We start from the raw sequence: 14,064 nt of genomic DNA, 5'->3' as shown, positions 1-14,064 counted from the left end.
TTCGGCTCAGGCCGGTGCGTTGTCCACCGGCGGCGGCAGCCACGCCTGGCAAAAATCGAACCAGCCGTGGGCGGTCAGCGTGACGCCATGCATGCGCGGCGGCGCGCTGATCTGATACTGGTAGTGGAACAGCGGCGTGATGATGGCGGCGGCCATCAGCCGTTGATAATAGGCCTGCAGCCGTGCGAAACGCGGTTGCTGCGCCTGCAGCTGCTGGATCTGCCGCAGCGTATCCTGTTGCTGCTGCCAGCGGCTTTCCGTCAGGATGCCACGCCACAGCGTATCCTGCCGCAGCCAGCTCTCCAGCGTCGCCTCCGGCGCTTCGCCGATCAGGTTGTCCGCCAGCAGCAGATCGGCCTGGGCGATCTGTTCCTCGCTTTGCCAGCGCTTGCCGGCATAGTAACGCACCTCTAGCTCGCAGCCGTGCTGCGCGAGCAACCGCTGTAGCGCGGCCGTCACCGTTTCCAGCTCGACCGGCGGCCGATACAGCAGCGTCAGCCGGGCGGGCAGGGCGACATCCTCTTCGACCTGTTGGTGGGGGATGCGCCAGCCGGGCAGCATTTCATGGCTGGGGGTGATCACGCTGTTGGGGATCGGCAGATGGCTCAGCAGGCCGGACTGCTGGATCAGCATCAGCAGCTTTTGCCCCTGGGCTTCGTTCAGCACGCCGTGGCGCAGGTTCAGCGCCAGATAACACCAGCCCAGGCTCATGCTGCGCTGCACCGGCCGGGCCTGCGCCAAATCGTCTTGCTGGCCTATGGTGATGCGCACCGGATGCTGGCAACTGGTGTAGGTGCCGGCGGTAGGCAAATCGGGGGTGATCCAGTATTCGATGGTATCCAGATACGGATGCTGCAGATGGTAACCGGCGTGCTGTTCCAGCCGCACCAGGTGCGGCTCATTCAGTGTCAGCTTGAACGGGCCGGCGCCGATGGCCGGCAGTTCCGGGTGAGTCATCAGGCAAGGCAGCTCCGCCAGCCGGTGGGCCAGCCAGTAGTCCGGCAGGTGCAGATCGAACTGAATACACAACGGATGCGGCAGGCTGATGCGCGCGACGTTGGCCAGGCTCGGTTGGCTACGCGGATGGCGCTGCAGTTTTTCCAGCGTTTGCAGCAGTTGGTGGCCGGTTAACGGTTCGCCGTTGTGCCAGCGCAGCTGGCTGCGCAGAAAGAAGCGCCAGCGCAGGCCGCGATCGCTAATCTGCCAATGGTGCGCCAGATCGGGCTGCGGTTCCGGGTTACCGGTCATCAGGCGCGTCAGTCCGGCGTGCAGGGTCGACACCAGATGTTGTTCGGCGCGGCCGGTCAACGTGAGCGGGTCGAGCGCTTCCAGCGTGCGGTAATAGGGAATGCGCAGCGTCGGGCTGCCGGCCTGCCATTGCCCGCCGAGGTGCGGGCTGAGCAGATCCTGCAGGTGCTGCGGATCGAGCTGCGCCATCTCCAGCGCCCCCTGATGATTGCCCTGTTGCAGCAGCTGTTGAAGCAGCTGCGCGCGCAGTTCATCCGGGGTTTTCAGGCAGTGCAGGCGAGCGCGCTTACCGCGGCCGGGCTGCGAATGCCAGCTCAGCCAGCCCTGATCCTGCAGCTGCTGCACCAGCGTGCGGGCATGGCGTTCGCTGCAGTAGAACATCGCCGCCAGCTCGCCGATGGTCACGGCGACCGGCGCGCTGCCGAGCTGTTGATACAGGCGTTGATATTGGCTGAGGCGGTGAACCAGGCGCATGGGCAGAAATCCGGAACAGTTTTCTCAAATTGTTCACTATTACTTCCGCAAATACCATCCCATACTGCAGTGATTGTAATCGCGTTCACATTCATGAGGTCTTTATGTATCGCCTGGCAGCTTTCGATATGGACGGCACGCTGTTGATGCCGGATCACCGGGTTGGCCCGGAAACGCTGGCGGTGCTGAACCAGCTGGTGGAGCGGGAGATGGCGGTGACGTTCGCCACCGGGCGCCACTACCTCGATGCGCAACCGATCATGGCGCAACTGGGGCTGCAGGGTTACCTGATCACCGGCAACGGCACGCGGGTATATGACAACCGCGGCCAACAGCTGCACGCCACCGACCTGCCGGCGGCGGTGGCCGAAGAGGTGCTGCATCATCATTGGCGCACCCGCGCCAGCATGCATGTATTCCGCGACGAAGGTTGGCTGACCGAGTTTCCCGTGCCGGAAGAGATGCTGCGGGCGCATCACCTGAGCGGTTTTCGTTTTCAACTGGCCGATGTGCGCCGTCTGCCGGCGTTCGGCAACAGCAAGGTGTGCTTTGTCGCGCCACATGAGGAGTTGCTGGCGTTGCAGGTGCAGCTGCGGGCGCAATTGGGCGATGAGGCAGACCTGTGCTTTTCCGCCTACGACTGTCTGGAGGTGCTGCCGCTCGGTTGCAACAAAGGCACGGCGCTGGAGCGGCTGAGCCGTCATCTGGGGCTGACGATGGCCGACTGCATGGCGTTCGGCGACGCGATGAACGACAAAGAGATGCTGGGAGCGGTGGGGCACGGCGTGGTGATGGGCAACGCCCTGCCGCAGCTGAAATCCCTGCTGCCGCAGCTACCGGTTATCGGCCATTGCCAACAACAGGCGGTGGCTCACTATTTACAACATTGGCTGCGTTCACCTTGCCTCACCTATTCCCCCGAAGAATGAGGTTCTCCTTACAGCCGGCCGGGTATGACTACCCGGCTTTTTTTTACCCGAAGCCTGGCGTTACAAATCCGCCAGCTGCGCGAGATACGGCTGCAGATCGCCGATGTTGTTGCTGACCCATTCCGGGTTGTAATAGGTATCCAGATAACGCTCGCCGCTGTCGCACAGCAGGGTGACGATCGACCCTTGCTCGCCGTTTTCCCGCATCTGCTTCGCCAACTGCAGCGCACCCCAAACGTTGGTGCCGGTAGAGGCGCCAACCTTGCGGCCCAGCACGCCTTCCAGCCAGTGAATGGTGGCGACGCTGGCGGCATCCGGCACGCGCAGCATGTTGTCGACCACCGACGGGATGAACGACGGCTCGGCGCGCGGGCGGCCGATGCCTTCGATACGGCTGCCGCAGCTGCCGATCAGGGTGCGATCGCCGTGGTGGAAGCAGTCATAGAACACCGAGTTTTCCGGATCGACCACCGTCAATTGGGTGTCGTGCCCCTGATAGCGGATGTAGCGACCCAGCGTGGCAGAGGTGCCGCCGGTGCCGGCGCTCATCACGATGTGTTTCGGCACCGGGAAAGGTTCGCGCGCCATCTGGCGGAAGATGCTGTCGGCGATATTGTTGTTGCCGCGCCAGTCGGTGGCGCGCTCGGCGTAGGTGAACTGATCCATATAGTGGCCGTTCAGCTCTTTCGCCAGCTGTTCGGAGGCAGCGTAGATCTGGGCGGCGTGATCGACGAAATGACAGCGGCCGCCGTAAAAGGCGATCTGCTCCACCTTGCGGCGCGCGGTGCAGGACGGCATCACCGCGATGAATGGCAGGCCGATCAGACGGGCGAAGTAGGCTTCGGAGACCGCGGTGCTGCCGGAAGAGGCCTCGATGATGGTGGTGTTCTCGGTGATCCAGCCGTTGCACAGGCCATAAAGGAACAGCGAGCGCGCCAGGCGGTGTTTCAGGCTACCGGTCGGGTGGGTGCTCTCATCTTTCAGGTACAGGCAGATGCCGGGAAACGCCGGCAGGTTCAGGCGAATCAGGTGCGTATCGGCGGAGCGCTGAAAATCCGCTTCTATTTCACCGATAGCATATTTTACCCAAGAGTTTGTCATGATTTGGCCTCAGAATAGGGGGCTGATTTATGGCGTAGCATAGCCTGTCGGCAGGAAAAAAGGATTGCCATTTTCCCTGTTTAATCGCCTAATGGGAGAAAATTTTTCTCCAGGTGGCCGCTATGTTAGATAAAACAGACCGTAAGCTGCTGTGCATGCTGCAGCAAGATTGCACCCAGTCGCTGCAGGCGCTGGCCGATGCGGTCAATTTGACCTCTACGCCATGCTGGAAGCGCCTGAAGCGTCTGGAAGACGAAGGCTATATCCGCGGCCGGGTGGCCTTGCTGGATAATGAAAAGCTCGGCCTGGGGTTGACGGCGTTCGTGCTGATCAAGACCCAGCAGCACAGCAGCGAGTGGTATCAGGCGTTTGTGCAGTTGACCAGCCAGATGCCCGAGGTACTGGCGTTCTACCGGATGGCAGGAGAGTACGACTACCTGATGCAGGTCGAAGTGGCGGACATGAAAAGCTACGACGGCTTTTATAAGCGCCTGGTGAACGGCGTACCGGGCCTTATTGACGTCACCTCGAGCTTTGCCATGGAAAAAATCAAATACACCACTGCGCTGCCGGTGCCGGAGTGAAAAGTTAACCGGACGGGCGGCTCAACGGTGGTATCCTGCTCTGCTGAAGCAGAAAAAGAGACAAATCCCATAAAATCCTGGAATCAAACTGCGTGAGATTATTTGCACAAATCGGCTGGTACTTCCGCCGGGAGTGGCGCCGCTACCTCGGGGCGGTGGTGCTGCTGATCGTCATCGCCATCCTGCAACTGTTGCCGCCTAAGCTGGTCGGCATCATCGTGGACGGCGTCACCGAAAAACAGATGTCCACCGGTGTGCTGTTGGCCTGGCTCGGGCTGATGATCGGCACCGCGATCGTCGTTTACCTGCTGCGCTATGTGTGGCGGGTGCTGCTGTTCGGCGCCTCCTACCAGCTGGCGGTCGAACTGCGCGAAAACTTTTACCGCCAGCTCAGCCGACAAAACCCGGCGTTCTACCTGCGTCATCGCACCGGCGACCTGATGGCGCGCGCCACCAACGATGTGGATCGCGTGGTGTTCGCCGCCGGTGAAGGCGTGCTGACGTTGGTGGATTCGCTGGTGATGGGGGTGGTGGTGCTGGTGGTGATGAGCACCCAAATCAGCTGGCAGCTGACGGTGTTGGCGTTAATCCCGATGCCGCTGATGGCGATCGCCATCAAATATTACGGCGACCAGCTGCACCAGCGCTTTAAATCGGCGCAGGCGGCGTTTTCCAGCCTGAACGATCAGGCGCAGGAAAGCATGACCAGCATCCGCATGATCAAGGCCTTCGGGCTGGAAGATCACCAATCCAACCGCTTCGCCGACGTCGCGGCGCAGACCGGGGCCAAGAACATGCACGTGGCGCGGGTGGATGCGCGCTTCGATCCGACCATTTATATCGCCATCGGCGCCTCTAACCTGCTGGCCATCGGCGGCGGCAGCTGGATGGTGGTAAACGGTTCGCTGACGCTCGGGCAACTGACCAGCTTTGTGATGTACCTCGGCCTGATGATCTGGCCAATGCTGGCGCTGGCCTGGATGTTCAATATCGTCGAGCGCGGCAGCGCAGCCTACAGCCGCATCCGCAGCCTGCTCGACGAGGCGCCGGCGGTGCAGGATGGCCCGCAGGCGTTGCCGGCCGGGCGCGGCGTGCTGGAGGTGGATATCCGCGCGTTCCACTACCCGGAAAACCCGCATCCGGCGCTGCACGATGTGGCGCTGACGCTGAAACCAGGGCAAATGCTGGGGCTGTGCGGGCCGACCGGGGCCGGCAAATCGACGCTGCTGTCGCTGATCCAGCGCCAGTTCGACGTCGATCAAGGGCAGATCCGCTATCACGGCCTGCCGTTGCCGCAGGTCAAACTCGACGACTGGCGTTCGCGGCTGTCGGTGGTGAGCCAAACGCCGTTCCTGTTCTCCGATACCGTGGCGAACAACATCGCACTGGGCCATCCGGGGGCGACGCAGGCGCAGATCGAACAGGCGGCGCGGTTGGCCAGCGTCCATGAGGACATTCTGCGGCTGCCGCAGGGCTATGACACCGAGGTGGGCGAACGCGGCGTGATGCTGTCGGGCGGGCAGAAACAGCGCATCTCCATCGCGCGCGCGCTGCTGCTGGATGCGGAGATCTTGATCCTCGACGATGCGCTATCGGCGGTGGATGGCCGTACCGAACACCAGATCCTGCACAACCTGCGCAGCTGGGGGCAAGATCGCACGGTGATCATCAGCGCACACCGGCTGTCGGCATTAACCGAGGCCAGCGAAATCCTGGTGATGCAGCACGGCGGCGTGGCGCAGCGCGGCGATCCGGCGGCGCTGGCGGCGCAGCCGGGCTGGTATCGCGATATGTACCGCTATCAGCAGCTGGAAGCGGCGCTGGACGAAGCGCCGGAAAACGGCGAGGAGGCGTTGGCCGATGAATAAAGTGCAAAAGCTGTGGCCGACGCTGAAGCGCCTGCTGGCCTACGGTTCGCCGTACCGCAAACCGTTGGGGGTGGCGGTGCTGATGCTGTGGGTGGCGGCGGCGGCGGAAGTCGCCGGGCCGATCCTGGTGAGCTATTTTATCGATAATTACGTCGCCAAAGGGCAACTGCCGCTGATGATCGTCGGCGGGCTGGCGGCGGCCTACATTCTGCTGGAGCTGCTGGCGGCGGCGCTGCATTACTTCCAGGCGCTGCTGTTCAACCAGGCGGCGGTAGGCGTGGTGCAGCGGCTGCGCACCGACGTGATGGACGCCGCGCTGCGCCAGCCGCTCAGCGCCTTCGACACGCAACCGGTCGGGCAATTGATCTCGCGCGTCACCAACGACACCGAAGTGATCAAGGACCTGTACGTGATGGTGGTCTCTACGGTGCTGAAAAGCGCCGCGCTGATCGGCGCCATGCTGGTGGCGATGTTCAGCCTCGACTGGCGCATGGCGTTAGTGGCTATCTGCATCTTCCCGGCGGTGTTTGTGGTGATGGGCATCTATCAATACTACAGCACGCCGATCGTGCGACGGGTGCGCAGTTATCTGGCGGACATCAACGACGGCTTCAACGAAGTGATCAACGGCATGGGCGTGATCCAGCAGTTCCGCCAGCAGGTGCGCTTCGGCGAGCGCATGAGCGCCGCCAGCCAGTCGCACTATCTCGCGCGCATGCAGACCCTGCGGCTCGACGGTTTCCTGCTGCGGCCGCTGCTCAGCCTGTTTTCGGCGCTGGTGCTGTGCGGTTTGCTGATGTTGTTCGGCTTCAGCGGCGAAGGCGTGATTGGCGTCGGCGTACTTTATGCCTTCATCAACTATCTGGGGCGTTTGAACGAACCGTTGATCGAGCTGACGTCACAACAGTCGATCCTGCAGCAGGCGGTGGTGGCCGGCGAGCGTATTTTCGAACTGATGGATCGCAGCCAGCAGAGTTACGGTACCGACGATAGTCCGTTGGCCGGCGGCCGCATCGACATCACCGATCTGAGCTTCGCTTACCGCGCGGACAAAAAGGTGCTGCAGCATATTTCTCTGTCGGTGCCGTCGCGCGGCTTCGTGGCGCTGGTCGGGCACACCGGCAGCGGCAAGAGCACCTTGGCCAACCTGCTGATGGGCTATTACCCGGTCAGCGAGGGAGAAGTGCGTCTCGATGGCCGCCCGATCTCCAGCTTGTCGCACCGCACGCTGCGCCAGGGCGTGGCGATGGTGCAGCAGGATCCGGTGGTGATCGCCGATTCGGTGCTGGCCAACGTCACGTTGGGGCGCAATATCGAGGAACACGCCGTTTGGCGGGCGCTGGAAACGGTGCAGCTGGCGGATCTGGTGCGTGGCTTCCCGCAGGGTATTCACACCCGACTGGGGGAGCAGGGCAATAACCTGTCGGTTGGGCAGAAACAGCTGCTGGCGATGGCGCGGGTCTTGGTGCAGGCGCCGCAGATCCTGATCCTCGACGAGGCGACCGCCAATATCGACTCGGGCACCGAACAGGCTATCCAGCGCGCGCTGCGTGCGATCCGCGAGCACACCACGCTGGTGGTGATCGCCCACCGGCTGTCGACCATCGTCGACGCCGATTCCATTTTGGTGCTGCATCGCGGCCAGGCGGTGGAGCAGGGCAACCATCAGCAACTGCTGGCGCTGCAGGGGCGTTACTACCAGATGTACCAGCTGCAGTTGGCGGGCGAGCAGTTGGCGGAAGCGGTGCGCGAGGAGAGCCAACCCGCCTGAACATGGGCCGCGCTCGCGGCCCTTCTTTCTTTCCAACGCACCATAAGCAGGCAAACCATCTGGGCCACGCCCCCTTTCTGCACTTTTTCGACGCGATGCGCACCAAATCAGTGCGCATTATTTAACCTACCCAAGGTATCGGTGCCGTGCTGCCTCGCGGCTGCGCCCGCGAGCCCGCTAATCCGCTGAATCGCCCTGCAAAATTAAATTTGGCACACCCCTTGCTACATATGACGCGTACCAGGGGTGAGTTTGGGCTTAATTCGTGGAGGGGCAATATGAAGCTGGTGACCGTGGTAATCAAACCGTTCAAGCTGGAGGACGTGCGCGAGGCCTTGTCCTCCGTGGGCATTCAGGGGTTGACCGTAACCGAAGTGAAGGGCTTTGGCCGCCAGAAGGGGCACGCCGAGCTGTATCGCGGCGCCGAATATAACGTCAATTTCCTGCCCAAGGTCAAAATCGATATCGCCATCGCCGACGATCAGTTGGATGAAGTGGTTGATGTGATTAGCAAAGCTGCCTACACCGGCAAAATCGGCGACGGAAAAATTTTCGTTGCCGAGTTGCAACGTGTGATCCGCATTCGCACCGGCGAAACCGACGAATCGGCACTGTAACCGCGAACTCAGTTAAGTGATGGGGATGGATTGATAATGAAAAGACTGTTATCCATGTTGGGCCTGAGTTCGGTAACCCTGGTTCCTTCTTTGGCCCTGGCCGCCCCGGCGGTCGCTGATAAGGCCGACAACGCCTTTATGATGATCTGCACCGCGTTGGTGCTGTTCATGACGCTGCCGGGCATCGCGCTGTTTTACGGTGGCTTGCTGCGCGGCAAAAACGTGCTGTCGATGCTGACGCAGGTCACCGTCACCTTCGCGCTGGTCTGCGTGCTGTGGGTGTTGTATGGCTATAGCCTGGCGTTCAGCGAGGGCAATGCGGTGTTCGGCGGGTTCGAAACGGCGATGCTGAAAGGCATCGGCATCGACAGCGTCACCGGCAGCATCAGCCAAATGATCCACGTCGCCTTCCAGGCCTCCTTCGCCTGTATCACCGTGGCGCTGGTGGTGGGTGGCTTCGCCGAACGCATTCGCTTCTCGGCGGTGCTGATCTTCGCGATCCTCTGGTTCACGCTGTCTTATCTGCCGATCGCGCACATGGTGTGGGGCGGCGGTTACCTGGCCGCCGACGGCGCATTGGACTTCGCCGGCGGCACCGTGGTGCACATCAACGCCGCCAGCGCCGGGTTGATCGGCGCCTACCTGATTGGCAAGCGCGCCGGCTTCGGTAAAGAGGCCTTCAAACCGCACAACCTGCCGATGGTGTTTACCGGGGCGTCCATCCTGTATATCGGCTGGTTCGGTTTCAATGCCGGTTCCGCCAGCGCGGCCAACGGCATTGCGGCTCTGGCATTCCTCAACACCGTGGTTGCCACTGCGGGCGCCATTCTCTCCTGGACCTTCGCCGAGTGGGTGCTGCGCGGCAAGCCTTCATTGCTGGGCGCCTGCTCCGGCATGATCGCCGGGCTGGTAGCAGTGACGCCGGCGGCGGGCACCGTGGGCGTGGGCGGGGCGTTGATCATCGGCCTGGTGGGCGGCGTCGCCGGCCTGTGGGGCGTCGTGACGCTGAAAAAATGGCTGAAAGTGGACGACACCTGCGACGTGTTCGGTGTGCACGGGGTGTGCGGCATCGTCGGCTGCCTGTTGACCGGGGTGTTCACCGCCTCTTCACTGGGCGGCACCGGTTATGCCGAAGGGGTGACGATGGGCCATCAGGTCTGGATCCAGCTGGTGAGCGTGCTGATCACGCTGGTGTGGTCGAGCGTCGCCGCCTTTATCGCCTTCAAGATCGCGGGCGCCATGGTTGGATTGAGAGTGCCGGAGGAGCAGGAACGCGAGGGGCTGGACGTCAACAGCCACGGCGAGAGCGCCTACAACCAGTAAGGCTCAAAGCAGGGCAGTGCGCTAAAGACTAAAATAATGATGAAGCCAAAAGGGGCGATGGAAACATCGCCCCTTTCTTTATGCTGCGGATCAGGCTTCGCGTTGGCGAATCACCCCTTCCTGCACGGTGGTGGCGACCAGTACGCCGTCGCGGGTATAAATCTGGCCGCGTACAAAGCCCCGTGCGCCGGAGGCAGAGGAGCTCTCCACCGCGTACAGCAGCCAGTCATCCATGCGGAACGGACGGTGGAACCACATTGAGTGGTCAATGGTAGCCACCTGCATGCCTGGCTCGAGGAAGCCGACGCCGTGCGGCTGCAGCGCCGTCGGCAGGAAGTTAAAGTCCGACGCGTAGCCCAGCAGATATTGGTGGATGCGCTGATCGTCCGGCATGCTGCCGTTGGCGCGGAACCACACGTAGCGATGCGGTTCTTCCACGCTGCCTTTCAGCGGGTTATGGAATTTCACCGGGCGCATTTCGATCGGCTTCTGGCCGATAAATTTTTCGCGCACTTTTTCCGGCAGCATATGCGCCAGCTTCTGGGCGATCTCTGACTCAGACAGCAGCCCTTCCGGCGGCGGCACGTCCGGCATCTGGTTCTGGTGCTCGAAACCTTCTTCCGGGCTCTGGAAGGAGGCGGTCATATAGAAGATAGGTTTGCCGTGCTGGATGGCGCTGACGCGGCGCGCGCTGAAGCTGTTGCCGTCGCGCAGGGTTTCCACGTCGTAAACGATAGGCTTGCTGCTGTCACCCGGGCGCAGGAAGTAGCTGTGGAACGAATGCACGCTGCGTTCGTCCGGCACCGTCTGTTTGGCGGCGTACAACGCCTGGCCGACCACCTGCCCGCCGAACACCTGGCGCAGCCCCAGATCTTCACTCTGACCGCGGAACAACCCTTCTTCGATTTTCTCCAGATCCAGCAGATCGAGGAGGTTTTGCAATGCCTGGCTCATAAAGTTGTTACCTTTCTAATAATCATTTTGCGCAGTGTGCGGAATATCACGGCGCGGCGTCAACATTTTGCGTTAAGGGGCCGATGAGAATGCTCTTAATCATGGACGCCTTGGGCTGTTTAAGTGATTAATAGGCGGGGTAAAGTGGATTTATCAGTGTTTTGTGCTAGGTTTAATAGGTGAGGTGGTGAAAGCCACCAACATGTTGATAATAAAAAAGGAGACCGATCCATGAAACTCTGGCAAATCGTAGGCGGTGCCGCGGCACTGACGATCACGCTGGCAGGATGCGCGCAAAAGAGTGCCGATGTGCCTACACAGACGGCCGGTAACCCGGCGGCTGCGCAAACGCAGATTCAGGGCCCGGCGGTGACAGGTTCGGTTAATATACGTCAGCGCATTGCGCTGCCGCCGGACGCCGTACTGACGGTCACCCTCTCTGACGCTTCGCTGGCAGATGCGCCGTCCAAAGTGATTGCACAGCGCGCGGTGCGTACTGAAGGGCAGCAGGCGCCATTCAGCTTTACGCTGCCGTACAACCCGTCCGACATCCAACCGAATGCGCGCATCATTCTGAGCGCGGCGGTGACGGTCAACGGGCGCCTGATGTTCATTACCGACACCATCCAGGAAGTGGTTAACCGCAACGGCACCCGCGCCGATCTGCTGCTGGTTCCGGTTCAGGGTGTGCCGATTCAGGCTGCACCAACCGCCATGCAGTAAACTTACTGCGGTACAGCAAGATGAAATCAACAGCCTTTGCGCTTCGGCCAAAGGCTGTTTTGTTTTACCAGCGCCAGCCGTAGCGTTCGAAATCGATCGTGCTGTGCGGGCCGAAAATTATCCCCTCCGCCAGCAGTGCCTGCCGTTGCCGTTGAAAATCCTCCCCCTGCTGCGAGATCTGTCCCTGCCGGTTGATCACCCGGTGCCAGGGCAGCGTGCTGCCTTCCGGCAAACGCCGCAGCACGCCGCCAACCTGACGCGCGGCGCGCGGCGAGCCGGCCAGTCGGGCGACTTCACCGTAAGTGGTGACTTTGCCGAACGGGATGGCGGCCACGATATGGAAAACCCGCTGGCTGAAAGAGGCGTCTTCTGGTTGCATATTGCTGTTCCTGCACGAGTCAAAACCCAAGCGAAGAGTGTGCCACAGCGCAGGTGGGTAAGAAAACAGCGGTTGGCCCCGGTTGGCTTGCTATTTGGTGGGGCATCGCCGATAATGCCCACCGCTTCGGAGTACAGAAGCCGTCAATGGGGGCCCTGTTGGTTCTCCCGCAACACTAACTTGTGAACTCGGTCAGGTCCGGAAGGAAGCAGCCGCAGCAGGTGACGTGTGTGCCGGGATGTAGCTGGCAGGGTCCCCACCCATTTGGGCTTCGCCAATCCGCGCTTTTGCCACCTATCCTCCACGTATCTATTATCCATTTCTGTCATCAGGCAGAGCGACACGCATTTCTTTTCTTCCCGCCTTCAATTCTTTTGGATAATGAATTAGCGGTTCTGGGGAGCGGGCACAGTGAGGCGGGCGATGAGATAACCTGACTCGATTAAAAAAGAAAATTGTTTCCGCGCAATATTATTATCGGAAGAGGGAACGCAAGTGAAGTTTTACTGTCAATAGGAAAAGTACGTATTCAACTTGAACATTGAAGCCGATAAAAGCATCGGCTCAACGCGTTAGGGGGGCTGATTATCTGACATATTTCCAAACGGAGGTGGGGATTTTGTCATACAGTTTGTTCATGGTCAGCTCTGCCAGACGATGATCTGCCGCTGAGTAAAACAGCTCCAGTTCATCATCGGAAAGCTCGTACTTATTTTTCTCAATAACACGTTCGAGAGTATCAATCGTGGTGCATTTACGTAAACGCATCAGATAGTCGGTTTTAGTCATGGTGGCCTTTAGTTTAATAACCGTAAAATAGCTTGGGAATAATTATCCCCTAAGTTTTCATTGTCGTACAGATGTCCTCTCCTGAGAACATTCTGAATAATCTCGCCTTGGTTTTTTGCCAGCGGCGCAGGTCGGAATCATTGATACCATAGCTGCTGAACAGCGTATAGGTATCGTCGAGATATTCTTCGACTAACTCCGACAGGTCAGATTCGTCCATGTATTTAATTTTATAACTCATCACAAACGAAGCGATATGTTCGATCAACTCATTAAGCTGCAGGTTGACGGAGGACGTCGGATCGTTGACCCACCCATGATGACTGTCTCCCAGGGTAGCGATACCTTCATCATACAAATTTTCGCACAAGAATTTGAGCTGAGCAATGTCGTGTCGCTTAGGCGAATACTCATCCATATCATCCCCTCCGTAAGTCTTAATTGCGGTGTGATAACACTATGTGAGTAAGCTGATTTACATCATGAACGGAGGCAGCTTAACGGTGGTTAAATAAACTTCCCGTAAAATGAATATAAATCATTTTTTCGCGTTTGGCCTGTAGTTATTACTTAAACTTACAATTCATCCGCAGTTGATGGTCGTGAGTTATCAATGATGTCGAAGATTAAACCCCGCGCCGTCACTCGAAACCGGACGCTGTCGTTGATGATATCTTCGCTGTTGATATCCAGGCAGGCATTAAAAATGCCCCACTTATAACGATAACTCATTGAATAATCGCTGTCACCTTGTTGCACTATATCAAGTATTTCTAATGAATCTTCGGCATAGCGTGCGCTTTCAGAATAAAAGCTGAGTCCGCTGGTCAGCGCCGGCACTAACTCCGCAATATTGTCATGAACCACTTTCTTTAATTTTTTAACAGAAAGTGCGTTGACGTCCAGGTTACAGGCAAGGGTAACAAGCATTAATCTCGGCCAACAACAATGTTATCTGCTTATCTTACTCCTTTTCCGCCCTCGTCGGTAAATTTTTCGATTTACCGCTGTTCTTTACCTTAACCTTACGCCAACATTCCAACCGAACGGAAATATCCCTGGGTTTTGTAAGGGCGTGGGGGGGCCGCTGTGCGAGGGATTGTTACGTTCCGTTGCATTATTGTCGCGCCATAGCTTGAGCTACGGCAGTTGTTGTGATGTTATATTATAACTCTTATCCATCATTTTGGTCATCACATTGATTCCCACTTCACGACATGGTGCCGCGCCGTCACTGAATTCGTTGTTCACCACCTCCGCCGCCGCGCGTTGTGCAGGGGCCGTTGTGCTGCTGGCTCTGCTGT

General features: G+C 59.4%; 14 protein-coding genes and 1 other RNA gene. 8 read left to right on the top strand and 7 right to left on the bottom strand.

Translation table 11 applies throughout. The annotated features are described in order from the left end of the window. Window positions 1-6: 6 nt before the first annotated feature. Window positions 7-1,722, bottom strand: coding sequence for an SgrR family transcriptional regulator (locus ACOWVD_RS13090; protein ID WP_197763879.1), 1,716 nt, complete (start codon window positions 1,720-1,722; stop codon window positions 7-9). Window positions 1,723-1,826: 104 nt separating this feature from the next. Between ACOWVD_RS13090 and cof the strand changes: the two genes are divergently transcribed. Then, window positions 1,827-2,651, top strand: a complete 825-nt coding sequence (cof, locus tag ACOWVD_RS13085) for an HMP-PP phosphatase (RefSeq protein WP_049242798.1) — start codon at window positions 1,827-1,829, stop codon at window positions 2,649-2,651. A gap of 60 nt (window positions 2,652-2,711) precedes the next feature. Here the strand turns inward: cof and ACOWVD_RS13080 are convergent, their stop codons facing one another. Continuing rightward, window positions 2,712-3,752: a PLP-dependent cysteine synthase family protein gene (locus tag ACOWVD_RS13080; protein ID WP_015376851.1), complete on the bottom strand. Its 1,041-nt coding sequence runs from the start codon at window positions 3,750-3,752 to the stop codon at window positions 2,712-2,714. 122 nt (window positions 3,753-3,874) lie between these two features. On the opposite strand from ACOWVD_RS13080, the gene ACOWVD_RS13075 reads away from it, so the two are divergent. From ACOWVD_RS13075 to amtB, 5 genes are all read left to right on the top strand, one after another. After that, on the top strand, window positions 3,875-4,336 hold the full coding sequence (locus ACOWVD_RS13075) for an Lrp/AsnC family transcriptional regulator (protein WP_004940330.1): 462 nt from the start codon (window positions 3,875-3,877) through the stop codon (window positions 4,334-4,336). A gap of 92 nt (window positions 4,337-4,428) precedes the next feature. Further along, a complete protein-coding gene (gene smdA / locus ACOWVD_RS13070) occupies window positions 4,429-6,204 on the top strand; it encodes a multidrug efflux ABC transporter permease/ATP-binding subunit SmdA (RefSeq protein ID WP_044031830.1) in 1,776 nt (591 codons plus the stop codon). Continuing rightward, on the top strand, window positions 6,197-7,975 hold the full coding sequence (gene smdB / locus ACOWVD_RS13065; protein WP_049242794.1) for a multidrug efflux ABC transporter permease/ATP-binding subunit SmdB: 1,779 nt from the start codon (window positions 6,197-6,199) through the stop codon (window positions 7,973-7,975). Before smdA ends, smdB begins: the two co-directional genes overlap by 8 nt. A 278-nt stretch (window positions 7,976-8,253) precedes the next feature. Next, a complete protein-coding gene (glnK, locus tag ACOWVD_RS13060; protein WP_004940327.1) occupies window positions 8,254-8,592 on the top strand; it encodes a P-II family nitrogen regulator in 339 nt (112 codons plus the stop codon). Between the two features lie 36 nt (window positions 8,593-8,628). Next, window positions 8,629-9,915, top strand: coding sequence for an ammonium transporter AmtB (amtB, locus tag ACOWVD_RS13055; protein ID WP_004940322.1), 1,287 nt, complete (start codon window positions 8,629-8,631; stop codon window positions 9,913-9,915). 90 nt (window positions 9,916-10,005) lie between these two features. Here the strand turns inward: amtB and tesB are convergent, their stop codons facing one another. After that, on the bottom strand, window positions 10,006-10,869 hold the full coding sequence (tesB, locus tag ACOWVD_RS13050) for an acyl-CoA thioesterase II (RefSeq protein WP_049242792.1): 864 nt from the start codon (window positions 10,867-10,869) through the stop codon (window positions 10,006-10,008). A gap of 231 nt (window positions 10,870-11,100) precedes the next feature. On the opposite strand from tesB, the gene ACOWVD_RS13045 reads away from it, so the two are divergent. Beyond that, on the top strand, window positions 11,101-11,592 hold the full coding sequence (locus ACOWVD_RS13045) for a YbaY family lipoprotein (RefSeq protein WP_004940318.1): 492 nt from the start codon (window positions 11,101-11,103) through the stop codon (window positions 11,590-11,592). Window positions 11,593-11,656: 64 nt separating this feature from the next. Here the strand turns inward: ACOWVD_RS13045 and ACOWVD_RS13040 are convergent, their stop codons facing one another. Then, a complete protein-coding gene (locus tag ACOWVD_RS13040) occupies window positions 11,657-11,971 on the bottom strand; it encodes an MGMT family protein (protein ID WP_049242789.1) in 315 nt (104 codons plus the stop codon). A gap of 156 nt (window positions 11,972-12,127) precedes the next feature. Here ACOWVD_RS13040 and ffs point away from each other — a divergent pair. After that, window positions 12,128-12,224, top strand: an RNA gene (gene ffs, locus ACOWVD_RS13035) — signal recognition particle sRNA small type. A gap of 332 nt (window positions 12,225-12,556) precedes the next feature. Here ffs and ACOWVD_RS13030 read toward each other — a convergent pair. From ACOWVD_RS13030 to ACOWVD_RS13020, 3 genes are all read right to left on the bottom strand, one after another. Then, window positions 12,557-12,760 (bottom strand): HHA domain-containing protein, encoded by a 204-nt coding sequence (locus tag ACOWVD_RS13030; protein WP_004940313.1) that lies wholly within the window; start codon window positions 12,758-12,760, stop codon window positions 12,557-12,559. 49 nt (window positions 12,761-12,809) lie between these two features. Then, entirely contained in the window at window positions 12,810-13,178 is a 369-nt protein-coding gene (tomB, locus tag ACOWVD_RS13025; protein ID WP_004940312.1) for an Hha toxicity modulator TomB, read from the bottom strand. A 158-nt stretch (window positions 13,179-13,336) separates the two neighbouring features. Next, complete coding sequence (locus ACOWVD_RS13020) at window positions 13,337-13,690, bottom strand: hypothetical protein (RefSeq protein ID WP_004940311.1); 354 nt, start codon at window positions 13,688-13,690, stop codon at window positions 13,337-13,339. Window positions 13,691-14,064 lie beyond the last annotated feature (374 nt).

The organism is Serratia sp. SA088 (assembly GCF_049065515.1).
Lineage (GTDB): Bacteria > Pseudomonadota > Gammaproteobacteria > Enterobacterales > Enterobacteriaceae > Serratia > Serratia nematodiphila.
The sequence above is the reverse complement of the archived record's forward strand: the minus strand, read 5'-3'. Positions and strand labels throughout refer to the sequence as shown.

Bases quoted from the DNA above. Each gene is read 5' to 3' on its own strand.
- ACOWVD_RS13090 (WP_197763879.1), bottom strand. From the start codon at position 1,722: ATGCGCCTGGTTCACCGCCTCAGCCAATATCAACGCCTGTATCAACAG.
- cof (WP_049242798.1), top strand. From the start codon at position 1,827: ATGTATCGCCTGGCAGCTTTCGATATGGACGGCACGCTGTTGATGCCG.
- ACOWVD_RS13080 (WP_015376851.1), bottom strand. From the start codon at position 3,752: ATGACAAACTCTTGGGTAAAATATGCTATCGGTGAAATAGAAGCGGAT.
- ACOWVD_RS13075 (WP_004940330.1), top strand. From the start codon at position 3,875: ATGTTAGATAAAACAGACCGTAAGCTGCTGTGCATGCTGCAGCAAGAT.
- smdB (WP_049242794.1), top strand. From the start codon at position 6,197: ATGAATAAAGTGCAAAAGCTGTGGCCGACGCTGAAGCGCCTGCTGGCC.
- glnK (WP_004940327.1), top strand. From the start codon at position 8,254: ATGAAGCTGGTGACCGTGGTAATCAAACCGTTCAAGCTGGAGGACGTG.
- amtB (WP_004940322.1), top strand. From the start codon at position 8,629: ATGAAAAGACTGTTATCCATGTTGGGCCTGAGTTCGGTAACCCTGGTT.
- tesB (WP_049242792.1), bottom strand. From the start codon at position 10,869: ATGAGCCAGGCATTGCAAAACCTCCTCGATCTGCTGGATCTGGAGAAA.
- ACOWVD_RS13045 (WP_004940318.1), top strand. From the start codon at position 11,101: ATGAAACTCTGGCAAATCGTAGGCGGTGCCGCGGCACTGACGATCACG.
- ACOWVD_RS13040 (WP_049242789.1), bottom strand. From the start codon at position 11,971: ATGCAACCAGAAGACGCCTCTTTCAGCCAGCGGGTTTTCCATATCGTG.
- ACOWVD_RS13030 (WP_004940313.1), bottom strand. From the start codon at position 12,760: ATGACTAAAACCGACTATCTGATGCGTTTACGTAAATGCACCACGATT.
- tomB (WP_004940312.1), bottom strand. From the start codon at position 13,178: ATGGATGAGTATTCGCCTAAGCGACACGACATTGCTCAGCTCAAATTC.
- ACOWVD_RS13020 (WP_004940311.1), bottom strand. From the start codon at position 13,690: ATGCTTGTTACCCTTGCCTGTAACCTGGACGTCAACGCACTTTCTGTT.